The sequence below is a fragment of the Zarconia navalis LEGE 11467 genome (assembly GCF_015207075.1).
Classification (GTDB): domain Bacteria; phylum Cyanobacteriota; class Cyanobacteriia; order Cyanobacteriales; family Geitlerinemataceae; genus Zarconia; species Zarconia navalis.
This window is the reverse complement of the sequence record NZ_JADEXN010000029.1, coordinates 1-17,744: the sequence shown is the minus strand read 5'-3', so window position 1 is coordinate 17,744 and position 17,744 is coordinate 1. Positions and strand designations below refer to the sequence as shown.

Sequence of the window (17,744 nt, the reverse complement as noted above, 5' to 3'; positions counted from 1 at the left end):
CTTGTGTTGAGGGTTCAGGAGCAACAATACCACCTGAGAGCAGAATTTTGAAGGCATCCTCGATGGACATCGAAAGGCTGAGAGTGTCTTGTTCCGATACGATTGCATACCAACCCGAGGTGGGATTGGGAGTGGTGGGGATAAAAACACTCAGACTGGGTTCGGGCAAGTTAGCTTGCATTTCATTGGTCACCAGTCCCGTGACAAATGCGATCGACCACACCCCTTTTTTGGGATACTCTACCAAGACAACGCGGCGAAATCGACTGTTAGAATCTTGGAGAAGAGTTTGTAGTAGTTGTTTGAGGGTTTTGTAAACCGATCCGGCTAATGGAATTGCCGCGAGAATGTTCTCTCCAAAATCCAACAGCCACCGCCCGACAATATTACGCGCCATCAGACCGATGAGCAAAATACTGAGCAAGGGAACGGCTAGACCCACCAATAAGTTCAGCAGGTTAACCACCAAGGGATCGAAGCCATCAAAGGGATTAAGCTGTTTGGGAACTTTCGTCAAAAAGTTAATTACCCAGTTTGATATTGTAATAGTTAACCAAATCGTAGTGGCTAGGGGAATTACAACCAACAGCCCGGCAATGAGGTCATTTTTTAGGTCTTGCTTAAAGCGTTGGATCACAGGAGAACTCTCTGGCTACGGGATGACGAGCGACTTCACTTCAGAACCAATCTCCGGTCTAATGGTGCAGTCGTTAAATTTATTCCTATGTTAATTTGTAACGCTTGTAAAGAATTGTTGCAAGCTTACAACAAATAACCCTACTCTGATTAGGGCTTGTATCAAATGTAACACCAAGAGGTCTCAAAAAATTAATCGATGCGTGCGATCCCCGACTCTGGTGAAGAGATGAGATGTTGGTATCGGGGAGCAGAGATTAAACAAACACACCGGATGTGGAGACGCGGTGAGGACAAGTAACCAGTATTTCTTCACAGGGGGGACAAGGGGAGGCAAGACCGTGTTGATATTTGGTTTTCAACCCCATACGAACGAAAACTGGACTTCACCTGTGCGATCGCGTACTCTTTCGTCAACACTGCGAGTCAAGGCTGCGAGTCTAAAATGTCAACAGAACCCAGACTGGCAACTGCTATCGTATCGAGTCCGGAGAATTCGTTACAATTAAACGCGATCGCACTTCTTCCCCCCTAGCTCGCTTCATAGTGAACGATATAAGTATTCAACCGAACTCGATATCACTTCCCACTTCCCTCGTTGCACTGCTTGGTCTTCCTTACCGGTCATGCTCATGCGTTCTCGGGACGACTCTCGACGGAGAGTTGCACGGGACTCGGAGGTGGGGACTGCTGCTTCAATTCATCGACTTTGAGCAAGATTAAGTACTCGTAAAAAGCTTGCAAGGTACACCATGCAAAACCAGCTTTACCATCGAGAATTCCACCCAAAATAAAATACATATACAGAAATCGAACCAAAGGTCTTAAAGGCAAACGTAGAGATAAATCTTTGAGCGCTCGTCGTCGTTCGACTTCCGAACTTCCCCAAAATAAATGTTTCCAGTTTACGCTTCCTTCTCTAAGTTGATGTAAGGTTTCGGCAGCTTCATCACTAGAATAACGATTGTGTTTCTCGATCCAGCGACTTAAACCTTTGCTACAGGTATAGTGAGGATATGTTTCTTTGAGAAAACCTGTGGGACCGTCGCACACTTCTCGTTCTGTATGACCGTAATCGTCGAACCAAACCCGATCTTTGCGAAATAGCCGCAATTGGTAGCGAGGATATTGGGTAGATCGACGAATCCACCGGTTCATGAACATGACTCTTTCTGCGGCGTAGTAACCGATATTACGATCGCTGTTCGTCGCCTCTAAACACTCTTGAAAGAGTTCGGGAGTCATCCGTTCGTCTGCTTCTAAGATGTAGACCCATTCGTGCTTTGCTTGAATCGATCGCAGCATCCAAGTCCGTTGCTTACCGTGAGTTTCAAACGGATGCCGAACGACTCGAACCGGATAGCGGCTGGCAATCTCTGTTGTACGATCGGTACTACACGAATCCACAACAATAATGTCATCAGAAAGTTGGGCCGATTCAATACACGCGGCAATATCGAGTTCTTCGTTGTAGGTGAGGATATAAATTGAGAACATAGCCAGCCGGAACGCTAAATTTCGTTGAATAAAGTGGTTTCCAGGCTCCCAAGCCTAGAGATGGGATTGAATGGCGATCGAAGGATTTTAAAGTCATCGTCAAATCAATGCTTTTACCACTCGATCGCCTTTTTGCACCCCAATTTATAACTAACCGTATCAATTTGCAGCCAGAGCGAATTTGCTTTAGGGTCGCTAAAGTTTAAACGATCGCCGATTTGTTTGGATTTTTGGTTCGCAGCGCGTGGATTCTTGTTGAAAAGAGCCGTTTCGCTCTACCCATAGAACCCGCGCACCTGAAGCTTAATATTTCCAACTTAACTCAAACTTAACCCATCGGGGCTTGGCGAGAGACTCGAGGCGAACCGCCGAGCATCCCTCTGAGTCCAGTCCAACCAATGACAATATAACCAGCCGCTAATAACCAACTGCTCAATCCAACGCGCAAACTCGACTTCCAGCTTGTCAAACGAGTCTGTTTCTCTAGGTTTTGCCGTTGTTCGAGAATTTGAGTTTCGAGTTGAGCGGGTAAGGCTTGGGCTTGCTCTTCGAGAAACTCATCCAAAACTCGGGGATTGGTTTTGGACTCTTCGAGTACGGCTTTAATCTCTGGGGGGAGCTGCTCGTTTGCAAGAGCTTCATTGAGTTGCTCTTCATTTTCGAGTAAGGTCCCAATTTGCTGTCTGAGAGCTTCTTTTCTCTGTTCGATTTGCTGTTGAAAGTTTTCGCTGCCGAGTTGGGTCTCGAGTTGAGTTTCGGCTTGTTGCGTCTGCTGGTCGATTCGAGCGAGTTGTTGGGTGCTCGCACGGTTCACATCGATAATGTGAAGAGGAGCGAGGACGAAGAAAATAAACCCTAAGATGCTTGAGAGAATTAAAGCCCAAAACCGCAAGTCCAGTAACTTATTGTGAGGGGGAGCGGCATTGGTGGTCGTTGCATCGATCCAGTCGCCGGCAAATAGCATTGCTAACCCCATCAAGGCGATAATTCCTTTATCGACAAGTTGGGTTAAGACTCGGATTCGCCACCCCAAGTCCAAAAACTGATAGGGAAGCGGCTCGACTAACACATCGAGCAAGTAAGACAGAAGCAGAATTATTCCGACCCATTTCAGGGCTAAGGCAGCTAGAGAAGAAGGTTGACGACGTGTCGCTTTCATAAGTCTAAAAGTGATGTGGAAACTCAGTCACAAAGTGCGCTCGCAAGAAACCGCGTACGGAAGCTATCTCGACAGAAGGTACAATCGCACCTTCCACAGATTGGGCTATTTCCCGCGCTGTGGACGGGAGGCGCGTGACCGGTTTATGAGTCTATATCCAACTTAGCCCATCCGACGGCGCAATCGGGCGCGGAGGTCGAGTCAAACTAAAACGTCTCCTCGGTTCTCTGGCTCTTTTACGTTATTGAGACTTTTATTAATTTTTGTAACAATTTGAAAGAGTTTAAATTAGACTGTCCTCAATTTTCAAAAGGGTAGGATATTGAGTTGGTCGCCACGATTTCTAGAACGGCGCAGTTTGTTCGGTCCTAAAATTGAATGAAGCCTCTATCTGCAGGGCGTTCTCGGGAACTTCTATCTACAACTGTTTACCAGCTAGCATGCTTTAATACAAAATGTCAATAAACAGGCTTAAATCGGGTCGCTCCAAGTTAGGATCGAAGTAGATTATGTATTGGGTTTGACAGAAAACCCTACAACCTATGAGTACCTTCTGGAAATCTCAAATTGCTAAAGTTCGTCAGGGGTTGCGTCGTCTCGTGCGGATTCAACCGTTTCGCGCTCTAATTCGTATATCTTATGATTTTTACCAAGCGCAGGCGATTTTGAGCGACAGACCGCTGATGAAGCCCCACCCGACCCGATCGCCTCAAAAACAGCATAGTTAAAGAAAATTAAACGGGGGTGGAAAATCCCATCGCTGTTTTCACGCGAGTTAGGGTTGCCATGGCGATCGTCTCTGCCTTCTCTCGCCCTTGATGCAACACCGACTCCAGATAAGGGCGATCGTCCACGATCTCTTTATACTTTTCCTGAATCGGTTCGAGGGCTGCCACCGTTGTCTCGGTTAATAAGGGTTTGAACTGACCCCAACCCATATCCTGACATTCGGCAGCCACGGCTTCCTTTGTTTTGCCCGAAAGCAGCATATATAGCGTCAGTAAATTGTGGCATTCGGGACGCTCGGAATTGTCGAACTCCAAACCGCGAACCGGATCGGTTTTGCAGCGCTTAATTTTTTTGACGATCGTGTCTGGGGGGTCGAGTAAATTAATTCGGCTCATTTCCGAAGGATCGGATTTGGACATTTTACTCGTACCGTCGGTTAAACTCATCACCCGCGCGCCGTCTTGGCGAATCAGGGGTTCGGGGAGTTTAAGGATCGGATTTTCCGGGTCGCCAAAGCGATCGTTGAGGCGGATAACCAAATCCCGTGTCAGTTCCAGATGTTGCTTTTGGTCTTCTCCCACCGGAACTTTATCCGCATCGTAGAGCAAAATATCCGCCGCCATCAGCACCGGGTAGTCCAACAAACCCACCCCAACATTTTCTCCCTGCTTAATGGCTTTTTCTTTAAACTGAATCATTCCCTGCAACCAATTGAGGGGTGTAATGCAATTGAGCAGCCAGGTAAGTTCGCTGTGAGCGGAGACATGAGATTGAATGAAAATATTCGCGTGTTCGAGATCGATGCCGCAAGCGAGATACAAAGCGGCAATTTTGTAGCTATTCGCCGCGAGAATCGCCGGGTTGTGAGGGACGGTAATCGCGTGCAAATCGACCACGCAGAAGAAATTTTCGTATTCACTTTGGCCCGCCACCCAGTTACGAATGGCTCCCAGGTAATTTCCAAGATGAAGGTTGCCAGTGGGTTGGACTCCGGAAAGAACGCGCTGTTTGGTCATAGTATCTATTCGATCGCCCCTCGCTCTACAAATACCCTTTTTGGGAATGCCGCAACGGACAAACGCCTGTAGGGTTGGGCTGTTGTCGATCTCCCAGGGCGATCGGGCAACTGGGAAAATGAATAAAGATCTCAGACACTCGGGAGGTTCCGAGAATATGCTTACTCAGTATACAAAGTTTCGCTTCAAAGTTTTGCTCTTTTTCTCTCTCCAACCCGATCTCGATCGCCAACCGCCAAAAAAACGATCGAAATTAAAGAGGAGGACGATACGCACGCCCTCCCACTTCAAAGTCAACAAAATTCCTCAAACAGCAGAGAACTTAATTCAACATTAAATTACTTCAACATCAACGCCACTTCTTTGGCGAAGTAGGTCAAAATCAGATCGGCTCCGGCACGCTTGATGCTGGTTAGGGTTTCGAGAATCACTTTTTTCTCATCAATCCAGCCCATTTGACCGGCAGCTTTAATCATGGCGTACTCGCCGCTAACGTTGTAGGCCGCAACGGGGACATCTGTAGCATCGCTCACCAGGCGGATGATGTCGAGATAGGGAAGAGCGGGTTTGACCATCACCATATCCGCACCTTCTTCGATATCGAGCATTACTTCTTTGAGGGCTTCTCGAGAATTCGCCGGGTCCATCTGATAGGTCTTTTTATCTCCGGATTTAGGGGCAGAATCCAAGGCATCGCGGAAAGGCCCGTAGTAAGCCGAAGCGTATTTGGCAGAGTATGCGAGAATACCCACATTGGTGTACCCGGCTGCGTCGAGAGACTCGCGAATGGCTCCAATTCGACCGTCCATCATATCGGAAGGGGCAACCATGTCTGCACCAGCAGCGGCCTGAGAGACTGCCATTTTCGCTAACACTTCCACCGTCGGATCGTTGAGGATCGTGCCATCTTCGCCAAGCAACCCGTCATGACCGTGACTGGTGAAGGGATCGAGAGCGATATCGGTGATGACGGTAATATCGGGAACTTCTTGCTTAATGGCTGCAACGGTGCGCTGAACCAATCCGTCTCGATTGTAGCTTTCGGTGCCGGTTTCGTCTTTTTTGCTTTCGGGAACCACTGGAAACAGGGCGATCGCTTGAATTCCCAATTGATATACATCCGCGATTTCTGCCAGTAGCAAGTCGAGAGAGAAGCGATAGCACCCTGGCATTGAGGCGACTTCAACTTTTTGATTTTCCCCTTCTGTCACGAACATGGGATAGATTAGATCGTTCGCACTCAAGTGGGTTTCCCGAACCATCTCCCGAAGAGCGGAAGTACGACGCAGGCGACGGGGACGATAGCGCAGAGAGAGGGAGTTAGAGTCGGCTGGTGACATAAGATTTTAGGGAATATTATTAAAGGGATGTTCGCACGAAAAATTAGACTTTTTATTTTACCCCATTGGGTGCAGTTTGCTCGAGAATGTCCTTAATATGCCCAATTCAACTCTTGTTGTTTTCTCGAACGATTTTCTCAAACAAACTTTAAAATCTAACGTTAATATCTTTGCTGTTACTTCACCCAATTGATTCAAGAATTTTAGATACTAGAAGCAATCCGGAAAATGCATCCTAAACCCCTTGGAGACCTAGTTTAATTTCAAGGGGTTTTCCTTATCTCAAGTCAATTGCCTTATTTTTTAATATATATAGCGGTTCTCACACTCATGAGGTACAGAGTTTCTGGGTTGAGAGAATAGTTACTAGGGAATAGAATTTGGGTGAACCTCTCAAAGCACGAGAATTGCTATGATAATTTTATATTTTCAAAATAAAATTTATATTATTATTTAATAGTGTCGTGTAAATTAAAAATATTTCCACACAAAAAACGGTTAATTTTTTTAAGCCCTAAATTATTACGTCAACGCTGAGAATATAAGGCGATCGTACGTAGGTTTTATCTTTACAAAAGTTTTCTATCGAATTACTTTGGGCGAAAAGTGAGTACTGGGCTAAACCCCTTACTCCTGTGCTACCCTATGTAAAAGATCGACACGATACACCAATGGGTAAGGTTCTCGTTCTGAACGCTTCCTACGAACCACTCAATATTACGAGCTGGCGACGGGCTATCGTTCTCGTGATTAAAGGTAAAGCAGAAGGGGTAGAACATAACGGCAAATATATTTATGCCAATTTACCGATGCCGAGTGTAATTCGATTGCGCTACTACGTTCGAGTTCCTTATAAAGAAATTCCCCTGACGCGCCGCAATATCTTTTATCGGGATGCTCAAACTTGTCAATACTGTCATTATACCGGTGATGCATTAACTCTCGATCACGTTCACCCCCGCTCTCGTGGCGGGGGTGATAGTTGGGAGAATTTAGTGACAGCTTGCGTGCGTTGCAATGTGAAAAAAGGTAACCGCACGCCAAAAGAAGCAAATATGCCTTTGGGAAAAATCCCGCGCAAGCCCCATAGTAGTTTGTATTTTGAAGTGAGCAAGCATCTCAAGAGAGGCATTCATCCCGAGTGGCAGAAGTACGTCATCGGTATCTAACCTAAATATTTTAGATCTCGAATCGAGCCGTCGTATCGCTAATAATATTGGGAGGTTTTGGGCTATGAGATGTTTGGGCAATCGGAATTTCAATGCAAAACTCTGTGCCTTGTCCGGGGTCCGACGCACACCGCAAAGTACCGCCGTGTCTTTCTACAACTATCTGATAACTAATCGATAGCCCTAATCCCGTTCCTTCACCAACAGGCTTTGTGGTAAAAAATGGATCGAATATGCGTTTTTGGATATCTGAGGTCATTCCCAACCCGTTGTCTGAAATTCCGATCCGGACTCGATTTGAATGGACAACTTCCGTACGAATTTGAATGGTTGGGGGTTTAGATGAGCAATTGGAATTTGGAATGTTGACGGTCGAACATTGTGGGTGGCTGCTCAGAGGTAAGGCATCAATTGCATTCACCAACAGATTCATAAAAACTTGATTGAGTTGTCCGACATAACATTCGATCGCATGAAGATCTCCATAGTTTTTGACTAGAGTAATTTGTTTCTCATCGATTTTATGCTGGAGGATGAGTAACGTGCTATCAATACCTTCATGAAGATCGACGATTTTACAATCGGCTTCGTCAAATCGAGAAAAGTTTCGCAAGCTCAAAACTAAATTTTTGATTCGATCGCTCCCCTCTCGAACGGATGATAAAACCTTGGGTAAATCATCACAAATAAAGCTTAGATCGATATCTTCTATTGTCTCGATTATCTCTGAGTCTGGATTTGGATATTTCTGTTGGTATAGTTTTAATATTTGAAATAGTTCTTGAGTATAGTCACTGATATAATTTATATTACCGTGGATAAAGTTGATGGGATTATTAATTTCGTGGGCAATTCCAGCGACTAATTGCCCTAGTCCAGACATTTTTTCATGATGAATGAGTTGAGCTTGAGTGTTTTTGAGATGCTCCAATGCTGTTGAAAGTTCGGCAGTTCGTTCCTCAACTCGACGTTCGAGTTCATCTTTATGGGCGATCGCTCGTTCGGCTTCCTGTCGTTTCAATAAATTAAAATAGGCAGTAGAATGATAGCGAATTCGCGCGACGAGTTCGATAGGATCGGGTAGCTTGACTAAGTAGTCATTTGCTCCTGTCGCAAAGGCTTCCGCTTTAATCGTTGCTTCTTCTTTAGAAGACATCATAATGATGGGAATTTGCTGAGTTTCTGGATTAGTACGAAAAAGTCTTAATAAGACTAATCCATCAATTTCAGGCATGATTAAATCTTGCAAAATAACGCTTGGAGCTAGTTCTTCTGCAATAGAAATGGCTTGTGCTGGATTGGTACAAGAGCAAAATTTAATATCTTGTTCTGCAGCTAGTAAACGACGCACGGATTCTCCAACAATAGGTTGGTCGTCTATCAGTAAAACAGTAATGAGTTGTTTACTTGTGGATAAACTATTTTTGAATAGTTCGGTCTTTACTTTTGAATTTTCAAGCTTGTCGAATGATTTAGAACAAACAAAATCAGGACTCTTAAGCCATTTTGACTCTAAGAGATTTTCGTTAGAAATAAATGACTGCATAATTGAGTAAGAATGAAAATAATTGAATAAAATATAAACCGCTCTTCTTCTAGGGTAACAAAAAAAATACAATCGTCTATTCGGAGATATACGTAGAGATAGTATAAAATTTACATAAAGTTTTCATATTACAATCTAAATCAAATAGAAAAAATAAGCTTCGATCGAAAAGAGAAACTTTCTAATTTCTAAAACTTAAATTCTAGTTTTTATGGCGACCTGGCTTAGCTAAAGCCCAGTTAGTCACCAATTAAATCAATTGTTGCATTTAATAAACGATCGTCCTGGAAGCTACTTTTTGTTAAATAATAATTGGCCCCTGCCTCTAGACCAGCAAGTCGATCTTCTTCACGATCTTTGTAGGAAATTATAATAATGGGTATAGATTTAAGTCGAGGATGGCTTTTAATTTGACGAACCAACTCTATCCCATTCATTCGAGGCATATCAATATCTGAAATAACTAAGTCGTAGTTTCTCATTTGAACAGCATTCCATCCTTCCATTCCATCAACTGCTAAATCGACTTGATATCCATGATTTTCTAGAAGCTTTCGCTCCATTTCTCTAACAGTAATTGAATCATCGATTGCTAAAATCTTTTTGCGATTTTGAGTTGTATTTTTAGTTTTATCTTGCTGAATGAGGCTTAAGCTTCCACCTGATATTAGACGATCGATCGAACGCACTAAATCGGAAACATCGACAATTAAAATAGGAGAACCATCGTCTGTTATAGCCGCCGCACTAATATCGGGAACCTTACCCAGACGAGGATCTAGGGGTCGAACGACCAAATCTCGCTCTCCGATAAATCGATCGACCACCAACCCGTAAGAGTGGTTTCGTTCGCCCAGAACTACGATCGATAGAAATTCCTCTTCCTCTTGAGAGGATGGAGGCAGCTCCAAAACTTGGCGAGCGGAAACCAGTCCGATATTGCGATTGTCTACCGTCACGTAATGTTGATTCTCGATCGCAAAAATCTCATCTCGACAAACCATTAAAATGCGATCGATTCGCGTTAATCCAAAGGCATAGGGTTCGCCAGAAATCTCAACTAATAATGCACGAATGACAGATAGCGTTAGAGGCAGTTGAAATTGAAAAATAACGCCTCGCTCGGGTCGCGCAGTTGCTCGTAAAAGACCTCCGACTTCCTGCACCATATTTTTGGCGATATCCAAACCGACCCCTCTACCTGACATTTCCGTAACGCGATCCGTCGTAGAAAATCCAGGTAGAAACAGAAACTCCATCAACTCATTTTCTGTGAGTCGAGCGACCATTTCTGGGTCGAGTTTTTGTTTGCTCGCGATCGCTTGACGCAGATCTTCTAAATCGATGCCTCGACCATCATCCTCAACGCAAATTGAGAGCATCCCCGCTCGATGAAAAGCTTCCAAACGGATCGTCCCCACTTCGGGTTTGCCTCTAGCTCGCCGCTCGTCGGGAAGCTCGATTCCATGGGCGATCGCGTTTCGTAACGTATGAGTTAGAGGAGCTTCGAGTTTTTCCAAAATATCTCGATCGACCTGTGTAGATTCGCCGATAATTTCCAATCGGACTTGCTTGCCGAGTTGTCGGGCTAAATCTCGAACCATGCGCCCAAAACCCTTCACCCCATCGCCAAAAGGACGCATATGACTGGCAATGACTTCGCGATAAAGGTTTTCAGACAGGTTGGCAACCCGACGGGAGAATAGATCGAGTTCGTTGAGGCGATCGTCTAATATCTCTTGACAGTCGTGTAACTTTTGCTGTGCGTTGTTGAGCGCTTCTGCATCAAATCGAGCTGACAAGCCATCGGTGGAGGATTCGTGTAAATGCTCTAAGATCTGCCCTAACTCCCGCTGACGCTGCTTGAGTTGGAGGAGCGAATTGGCAAACGGTTGCAGCCAATTCGCTTCCACAAGAGATTCCCCTGCCAAACCCATGATTTTGTTAAGGTTGCTCGCACTGACGCGCACAACTCGTTCTGGGACCCTTACCCTTGGGGGAGATCGACGATCGAGCTGGGGCTTCTCTTTCGCCACTTCGATCTTTTCTTCTGGAACGATCGGTATTTGCTTGATGGAGGTTCTGGGGTTAAGGGGTTTGAAAGAGTTGCTTGCTGACTCGATGGCGGTGGGTTGGCAATCGCTGCCATGCAAGCGAGCTGACGATCGATATCTCGAGTGCGATCGCGAAGCCACCCATCTAGCTCTGCTTCTGGAATTTGGCTCAAGTTCAGAAGCCAATCGACGCTTTCGAGCAACTCATCAATCTGCGATGTTTGCAACTCAATTTTTTGAGTCTGAACGGCGACAAAACAATCTTCCATCCCGTGAGCGATCTGAACTGCCGCTTCAATTTGTACGATCCGAGCGGCTCCTTTGATGGCATGAGCAGCGCGCATTAACGATTCCGAAAGAGATGATAAATCCAAATTATCCCTCTCTAGCTCTCCTCGAGATCGGGCTTCCAAAGCGAGGAGATTTTCGTTTAAGATGGCAGCTCGCTCTTCAACTTCCATATGGAACAAATCCAGCATGGAAAAATTGCTCAGATCGGGTTCGTTGCTAGTCATGTTGCTTTTGGATTTGTAGATAGTCCATTGGCTATAGAAATGAAGTGATTCGAGGGGTCGTACCTATCCCTTAGAAGAGTTTACGATCGAGAGCGTCAAATAATAAGTCATCGTTTAAGTAACTTACTTTTCTGTCTTTAAGATTAAATATTCCTTTAATGTAACTATTAGTTAGATTATGAGTGGTGACAGTCAGTTCTTGAATCTCATCTTGACAGCAGCGATAAGTCTGACTAACTTCATCGACCTGAAACATCCATATCTTTGATTCTTTTTCTAAAACTATCGTCCGCTCGTATTGTTTTGTTTCTATCGAAATCAAAGATTTGATATTTTTCGAATATGAATCGATTTTTCTAGTCTCTCGGTTTACTTGTACTGCTTCTTTTGGACTTTCAATTCCCAGGAATTTACTCAAAGAAATACACGGAATAATTTCACCATGAATATTTGCAATCCCGAGTAAAATCTCATTGCTCCGGTGAGGTAAGGTGCGAACGATACAAGGCCGCGTAACTTCTTTAAACACAGAAGCACGTAGAGCCAGCCATTCTCGACCTAGGCGAAATACGATCGCCAAAACTGTCGATCGATCGCTTCTCGCATCAATTTTTTCGTCCTTTTGAGCCAGTAAATTAGTCCACTCCTGGAGATAGCCTGAGGGTGCTTCTCGCTCGAGCAAGTTGCGACCGGATGTCGAATAAACAGGACAGTTACGGCAATGTACGAAAGTTTTGAGTTCTAGGCAAGAACGATCGCCGCACACACCAATTTGGTTCCAGCAGTTATCAGTCATAAATGATGGGAAAACGAGAGGAGTACGATCAAAGTCAGAGGTTTATGCGGTAACTTTAAATCGGGCAATTTCCTTTTTTAATCCTTGAGCTGCTTCGTTTAATTGCTCGATCGCCCCTCGAGTATCGCGAACGGAGTCTGCGGTTTGTTGAGCGGAATCGTTGAGCTGTTCCATCGCACCGCGAATCTGTTGAGCACCTTCCGATTGTGCCTCCATTCCCTGGTTGACCGTTTCAAAACTCGGTGTCAAACTCTGGACTTGTTCGATGACCTGAGCCATTTGCTGGCTAATATTTTGGATATCGCTCACGCCGCGACCGACTTCTTGGGTAAACTTATCCATTTCCATCACTCCTGTAGAAACCGCCAATTGCATCTCTTTAACCATGCTCTCAATTTCAAGAGTGGCAACAGCAGATTGGTCGGCCAGTCGCCGAATTTCTCGCGCTACCACGGCAAAACCCGCACCGTATTCTCCCGCTTTTTCCGCTTCGATGGCTGCGTTGAGGGAGAGTAAGTTGGTTTGGTCGGCCACTTTGGTAATGGTTGTGACTACGGTATTGATATTGTTAGCTTTTTCGCTGATAATTCCCAGCCTAGACGAAATTGAAGTGGTGGCTTCAGCGAGTTGGCGAATGGTTATTTCCATCCGTTCTAAATCTTGCTGACCGCTCGTTGCCGTAATAGCAGTGTTGCCAGCCCTTTCTGCAACCTGTTCCATGGTTTGAGTCAGTTGTGCGGAGGTGACGGCAATTTCTTGAGCGGTTGCTGTAATCTGACTGGTGGATGCGACCTGGTCGGTAATTGTGATTTCGAGCTGCTTGCTTGTGGAGGCAATTTGCGTAGTGGAACTGGTAACCTGAAGCCCTGACTGTCTGACTTGGGAAATCAGAGTATTTAAACTTTGCGTCATGTTTTTGAGGGCGCCGAGTAATTGCCCGACTTCATCGGTCGAAGTAATTTCAATGGGGTAAGTCAGATCGCCATCGGAAACCCGTTCTGTCACTTCTGCGGCTTGACCCAGAGAATTTCTAATGATGCGGGAAATTGAGAAAGAAATGAATAGACCGATCGCAATAATGAGCAGGGTGCTTCCCCAACTGACAAATGCCGCAAATTTTTGCGCTCGATCGGCAATTTGTTGCTTTTGTAATAGAGTATCTTCTTCGGCTTGTTGAATTTTATCGAGTTGGGCTTGGAGTCGTTCGATATACTGCGCTCCCTCTCCAGAAATGACGCGATTTTTAGCTTCTTGTTCTTTGCCTGCTTGTCTCAGTTCGATTACTTCTGCCATATAGTTGATATACGATTCGATCGTCGTTTCCAACTCATTAAGGCGTATTGTTTGAACTTCGTTATCTATCGTCGATCTCAAAAAATAAAGCTCGTTATCAATTTTTTGAGTTGCATTATTGTAAGGGACGAGAAATTCTTGTCTTCCTGTATATAAAAAACCACGTTTTCCCGTTTCGGCCTCCAGTAAAGTTTTCTCTAGCTCTTCGAGTTCGGTCTGAATATCATGAGTCATCACAATTCGGTTTAGAGCACTCACAAAACTTATCTTACTCCATTGAGAAATAGAGGTGCTCAAAGCTATTAAAATTGACACCGTTCCAATCCCCAGCCACAAAATCTGATTGATTTTTAGCGTTCTTATTTTATTAGTCATTATTGAAGTTTATATATTTTTGTAGAAATTTGAACGATCTCCATTAAACCCGCGAGATTCTTAAACTCTATTTTCGATTGAATAAACAATTATAACTGCTAACTCTAGAGAACAAATAAAAGGCATAGACATCATAGCTTTCTATCAATTGTTATGCAGAATATATTTCTTTAGCTCGATCGTCAATTTGCAACAAGTAACCGACAAATTTAATATTTTTCTAGATCGTATTTTTGGGTACAGATTAAAAATTTATGTTTCTGGTAAAATCAAAATCAAAATCTTGAAGAATGTCGACCCAGACAAGGTAGATGCGCCACATTAAAGCCTTCGATATTCAGCAGCGGAGTTGTCTTTTTTTCGCCATGAGAGATATTAACCTCGACTTTTTTAATTCGGTTAGACAATCGAAGATGGCAATTTTAGCGTTATGAAAGTAAATTCCGAATGAGTCGAAACTTTTGATGCTTCCACAATCTTAGCATTGACTTGTCTGGTCTGAAATTTGACCGAATTTACCCGAAAAATCGCTTGAATTACATATATTTATGTTTGATGCGATTGAGTGAATCGACGATATCGTTGGCGGAGAACGTTCGCCCCAGCGATATCGCCGCGTCCTTCTTGGAGAAGTGCCAAATAAACAAGGCAGATGCAACGCTCGGGATCGAGATAAAGAGCCTTTTGGAAGCATTGCTCGGCTTGTTCGTCACATCCTTTCGATTGATAGATTTCTCCGAGAAGCACGTAGGTAGAAGCACTAGTCGGGTTTTGCTGCAAGTACAGCTCGCACAGGGCGATCGCATCTTGAACCTCTCCCCAATTTGCCAGTTGTCTCGCCCGTTCGATAGGGGATTCAGAATTGGATGCAATGGTTTTTGTGATGTGTTTTGTGATGTGTTTTGTTGTGTCTTTTGCGTGTTGTCGGACTTTTTTTCCTAAAGGTTCGACTTTCGTGTCTGTTTGGAGGGTTTTTGTGACTTTTTGGTAGGCAAAAGCCCGAGGAGTACTGTAAAGGACAAACCCACTGGCAGCCAAGGATGCAGTTTCGGCATATCCGACAAAAAGCAAACCCCGTGGTGCGAGCAAACGCGAAAGAATTTGCCTGGCGCGCTTGCGGGCGGATGGACTGAAGTAAATCAGTAAATTGCGACAAAAGATAATATTGTAGGGCTGGCGATCGTAATAGACTGTGGGGTCTAGGAGATTGCCGTGGCTGAAGCGAACGGTCTGGCGAACGAAGTCGCGAACCCTCTCACCATCAGGGGTTTGCTCGAAGTAGCGCTGCCGTTGGGGACCGTATCCCTCTCGAAAGGAGTAACGACTGTAGAGGGCCTGTTTGGCTTTGGTTAAGGCAACTTGACTCAGATCGATCGCATCAATTTGAATTTGAGATGCCATCAATCCAGCATCCATAAGAGCGATCGCGATCGAATACGGTTCTTCTCCTGTAGAGCAGGGAACGCTCAACACGCGAAAGATGCGGTTCGTTCCCTCCCTGCAAGCGAGGGAGGATACAAAGTCGCGCAGAAAATTGAACGATTCCCGGTGTCGAAAAAACCAAGTTTCGGGAATGACGAGATACTCAATTAACGCATCGAGTTCTCTTCGTGAAGTTTGCAAGTATTTGAGATAGGTTCGATCGTCCCTCATTCCACAGGCCTTCATACGTCGGGCGATGGCGTTGGCAATCGCTCTAGTTCCGATGGCTTCGGGATTGAAACCCATTTTTTGAGTCAAAAAAGTCTTTATTTCCCATTGCTCTTGGCGTTGAGAATTATTCAACACGCTTCACCTCCAAGGGCAAGAGTTCAACTCGATCGCGAAAAGGTAATAAATTTTCTAAGCTAATGCATTGGATCGTTCCTCGATCGTCGACGATCGTTTTTCCCAGGTACGGAGCATTTTCGAGTTGCATTCCCTGATGGACGCACTGACTTTCCGATAGCGTTAGTGCTTCCGTCATTCCTTCAGCAATAATACCGAGGCAATAGAGGGTTCGGGCAACGTCCCGATACTCAACGATCGCAATGCGCGTGCTTAAGGTACAACGACTGGGACTCCCGCATATTAATTGACTCAAATCGAGAACGGGAAGCATCGTCATTCGATAGTTCAAGACACCCGCAACGCAATCTGGTGCTTGGGGAACGCGACGCAGGGAAACCATGGGGATGACTTCAATGACATGAGAACAGTCGAGGGCATAACGTTCTTTCCCGACATAGAAAATCAACATCAACATTCGTTTTTCCCGATCTGTTTTCCGTAATTTCTGAGACTCAGTTCCAACATAACAATTCACACTGTCTCAGTCAGTGATTGAAAAGCGCTCGAACGGCAATGAAATCAACAAACTTTCCGGAACAGACGGGCGCAGTCTTGAAAAACGGATTGCAGCATCTAGATCGAAAATCCTTGGCACGTCAAAGTTTTTATTATGGTTGGTTCATCAAATCCTGAAGGTTTACCCGATCGCAATTTGCGATATTCTTCCTCCACCCTAAACAATGCACCCTCCCTTGGAGAGGCGACAATTGCGGGCGATCGACAGCCATCGAAGTCGCAAGTTGCGTCCCCGAATGAAAAATGCAAAAGTCAATCGTTACCGCTCGCTCAACAATTCCCCCATAGCAGTCGGGAAAAAACCGCCAGAGAATCTCAAGCGAACGATCTAGACAATAGCCCCCTACACTTGAGTCCGAACGTCCGGCGTTGGTTAACCACCACGCTGGCGATTACCCTGACGGGTTATTCCGTTCGCGAAGTTTTGCGCCGAGTCGAACCGGAAACACCACCGCCCGATAACACGGCCGAACGCCAATCGACACCAGAAGTCGCTGTTGAAATCGAACCGAATATCGCTGCACCTGAAGCCTGGGTACACCCACTCGAAGTGGTAGTCAAACCCGGTTGGCAACAACTGAGCGATCGCGCGCGCGCGCTGCCGAAATTGCAACAACACGCTCGCGATCGCATTGCGGCACATATCGAGTTGAACGCTTTCAATCTCTTGCAAAACGCCTATACCCAAGCCGAACAGCGCAATTTTGCCACAGCTTTAACCGTACTCGCCCAAATTCCCGAAGGCACCTCGGCGTACGCCCAAGCCCAAATCAAAATCGTCGAATATACCGAATATCAAAACATTCAAGCAAACGTGTGGCTGCGTCAAGCCGAGGCCCTAGCCAAGATCGAAGATTTTGCTCGAGCACAGGTATACCTCACCCAAATCCCCGAAAGTGTATCGGCATACTCCACGGCCCGCACCAAAATGACCGAGTACGCCCAAAAGCAAGAGACTCAGGCAAATTCCTGGCTGGGGCAGGCATCGATGCTGGCATCGGAAGGGAATTTTTCCAGCGCCATCGCTTATTTAAACCGCGTTCCCCTGGGGACTCCGGCATACACCACGGCAAAAGAAAAAATCGCCGAGTACAGCCAGCAGCAGCAACGTTTCCAAGCGCTAAAGCCCACTCAAGGCGATTTGAATTCGTAGCCGATCGCACGAGGCAAGGTCAATAGACAATTGACAACGAAAAATCGGTATTTGAAACGGGGAAGAGGGTCGGGGGGAATGGTTACTCTCTCCCTTGTCTCCCTTGTCTCCCTTGTCTCC

The 17,744-nt window shown here is 45.3% G+C and carries 15 protein-coding genes; 3 read left to right on the top strand and 12 right to left on the bottom strand.

The genetic code is table 11. From position 1 onward, the window contains the following. From IQ235_RS03005 to hpsJ-B, 3 genes are all read right to left on the bottom strand, one after another. Positions 1 to 637 (bottom strand): DUF502 domain-containing protein (locus tag IQ235_RS03005; RefSeq protein WP_264320016.1); only part of this gene is annotated, 637 nt, incomplete at its 3' end. 629 nt (positions 638 to 1,266) lie between these two features. Next, positions 1,267 to 2,133, bottom strand: coding sequence for a glycosyltransferase family 2 protein (locus IQ235_RS03000; RefSeq protein WP_264320015.1), 867 nt, complete (start codon positions 2,131 to 2,133; stop codon positions 1,267 to 1,269). 328 nt (positions 2,134 to 2,461) lie between these two features. After that, entirely contained in the window at positions 2,462 to 3,292 is an 831-nt protein-coding gene (hpsJ-B, locus tag IQ235_RS02995; RefSeq protein ID WP_264320014.1) for a hormogonium polysaccharide biosynthesis protein HpsJ, read from the bottom strand. 542 nt (positions 3,293 to 3,834) lie between these two features. Between hpsJ-B and IQ235_RS02990 the strand changes: the two genes are divergently transcribed. Next, complete coding sequence (locus tag IQ235_RS02990; RefSeq protein WP_264320013.1) at positions 3,835 to 4,020, top strand: hypothetical protein; 186 nt, start codon at positions 3,835 to 3,837, stop codon at positions 4,018 to 4,020. 6 nt (positions 4,021 to 4,026) lie between these two features. On the opposite strand, the gene trpS is transcribed toward IQ235_RS02990, so the two are convergent. Together trpS and hemB are read right to left on the bottom strand one after the other, a co-directional pair. After that, positions 4,027 to 5,037 (bottom strand): tryptophan--tRNA ligase, encoded by a 1,011-nt coding sequence (gene trpS, locus IQ235_RS02985; protein ID WP_264320012.1) that lies wholly within the window; start codon positions 5,035 to 5,037, stop codon positions 4,027 to 4,029. A gap of 338 nt (positions 5,038 to 5,375) precedes the next feature. After that, positions 5,376 to 6,377: a porphobilinogen synthase gene (hemB, locus tag IQ235_RS02980; protein WP_264320011.1), complete on the bottom strand. Its 1,002-nt coding sequence runs from the start codon at positions 6,375 to 6,377 to the stop codon at positions 5,376 to 5,378. Between the two features lie 671 nt (positions 6,378 to 7,048). Between hemB and IQ235_RS02975 the strand changes: the two genes are divergently transcribed. Further along, a complete protein-coding gene (locus tag IQ235_RS02975; protein ID WP_264320010.1) occupies positions 7,049 to 7,546 on the top strand; it encodes an HNH endonuclease in 498 nt (165 codons plus the stop codon). A gap of 10 nt (positions 7,547 to 7,556) precedes the next feature. Here IQ235_RS02975 and IQ235_RS18820 read toward each other — a convergent pair whose 3' ends face one another. The 7 genes from IQ235_RS18820 to IQ235_RS02935 all read right to left on the bottom strand — a co-directional run bounded on the left by IQ235_RS18820 (position 7,557) and on the right by IQ235_RS02935 (position 16,370). Continuing rightward, positions 7,557 to 8,927 carry a hybrid sensor histidine kinase/response regulator gene (locus IQ235_RS18820; RefSeq protein ID WP_405196632.1) on the bottom strand — a complete coding sequence of 457 codons (1,371 nt, stop codon included), beginning with the start codon at positions 8,925 to 8,927 and terminating at the stop codon, positions 7,557 to 7,559. Positions 8,928 to 9,331: 404 nt separating this feature from the next. After that, positions 9,332 to 11,029 (bottom strand): hybrid sensor histidine kinase/response regulator, encoded by a 1,698-nt coding sequence (locus IQ235_RS02960; protein WP_264320009.1) that lies wholly within the window; start codon positions 11,027 to 11,029, stop codon positions 9,332 to 9,334. Positions 11,030 to 11,079: 50 nt separating this feature from the next. Further along, the gene (locus tag IQ235_RS02955; protein WP_264320008.1) at positions 11,080 to 11,661 is read right to left on the bottom strand and encodes an Hpt domain-containing protein; all 582 of its coding nucleotides are present in this window, start codon (positions 11,659 to 11,661) and stop codon (positions 11,080 to 11,082) included. A gap of 70 nt (positions 11,662 to 11,731) precedes the next feature. Then, positions 11,732 to 12,343: a chemotaxis protein CheW gene (locus IQ235_RS02950; protein ID WP_264320007.1), complete on the bottom strand. Its 612-nt coding sequence runs from the start codon at positions 12,341 to 12,343 to the stop codon at positions 11,732 to 11,734. 156 nt (positions 12,344 to 12,499) lie between these two features. Further along, on the bottom strand, positions 12,500 to 13,984 hold the full coding sequence (locus tag IQ235_RS02945; RefSeq protein WP_264320006.1) for a methyl-accepting chemotaxis protein: 1,485 nt from the start codon (positions 13,982 to 13,984) through the stop codon (positions 12,500 to 12,502). A 687-nt stretch (positions 13,985 to 14,671) separates the two neighbouring features. Continuing rightward, a complete protein-coding gene (locus tag IQ235_RS02940) occupies positions 14,672 to 15,910 on the bottom strand; it encodes a CheR family methyltransferase (RefSeq protein ID WP_264320005.1) in 1,239 nt (412 codons plus the stop codon). Continuing rightward, on the bottom strand, positions 15,903 to 16,370 hold the full coding sequence (locus IQ235_RS02935; protein ID WP_264320004.1) for a chemotaxis protein CheW: 468 nt from the start codon (positions 16,368 to 16,370) through the stop codon (positions 15,903 to 15,905). The genes IQ235_RS02940 and IQ235_RS02935 overlap by 8 nt, the downstream gene beginning before the upstream one ends. A 195-nt stretch (positions 16,371 to 16,565) precedes the next feature. Here IQ235_RS02935 and IQ235_RS02930 point away from each other — a divergent pair, with 195 nt between their 5' ends. After that, entirely contained in the window at positions 16,566 to 17,624 is a 1,059-nt protein-coding gene (locus tag IQ235_RS02930; protein WP_264320003.1) for a tetratricopeptide repeat protein, read from the top strand. The last annotated feature ends 120 nt before the right edge of the window (positions 17,625 to 17,744 follow it).

Excerpts from the sequence above, each read along its gene's own strand:
- IQ235_RS03000 (WP_264320015.1), bottom strand. The coding sequence starts at position 2,133 with ATGTTCTCAATTTATATCCTCACCTACAACGAAGAACTCGATATTGCC.
- hpsJ-B (WP_264320014.1), bottom strand. The coding sequence starts at position 3,292 with ATGAAAGCGACACGTCGTCAACCTTCTTCTCTAGCTGCCTTAGCCCTG.
- IQ235_RS02990 (WP_264320013.1), top strand. The coding sequence starts at position 3,835 with ATGAGTACCTTCTGGAAATCTCAAATTGCTAAAGTTCGTCAGGGGTTG.
- trpS (WP_264320012.1), bottom strand. The coding sequence starts at position 5,037 with ATGACCAAACAGCGCGTTCTTTCCGGAGTCCAACCCACTGGCAACCTT.
- hemB (WP_264320011.1), bottom strand. The coding sequence starts at position 6,377 with ATGTCACCAGCCGACTCTAACTCCCTCTCTCTGCGCTATCGTCCCCGT.
- IQ235_RS02975 (WP_264320010.1), top strand. The coding sequence starts at position 7,049 with ATGGGTAAGGTTCTCGTTCTGAACGCTTCCTACGAACCACTCAATATT.
- IQ235_RS02960 (WP_264320009.1), bottom strand. The coding sequence starts at position 11,029 with ATGGGTTTGGCAGGGGAATCTCTTGTGGAAGCGAATTGGCTGCAACCG.
- IQ235_RS02955 (WP_264320008.1), bottom strand. The coding sequence starts at position 11,661 with ATGACTAGCAACGAACCCGATCTGAGCAATTTTTCCATGCTGGATTTG.
- IQ235_RS02945 (WP_264320006.1), bottom strand. The coding sequence starts at position 13,984 with ATGACTCATGATATTCAGACCGAACTCGAAGAGCTAGAGAAAACTTTA.
- IQ235_RS02935 (WP_264320004.1), bottom strand. The coding sequence starts at position 16,370 with ATGTTGATGTTGATTTTCTATGTCGGGAAAGAACGTTATGCCCTCGAC.
- IQ235_RS02930 (WP_264320003.1), top strand. The coding sequence starts at position 16,566 with ATGGTTGGTTCATCAAATCCTGAAGGTTTACCCGATCGCAATTTGCGA.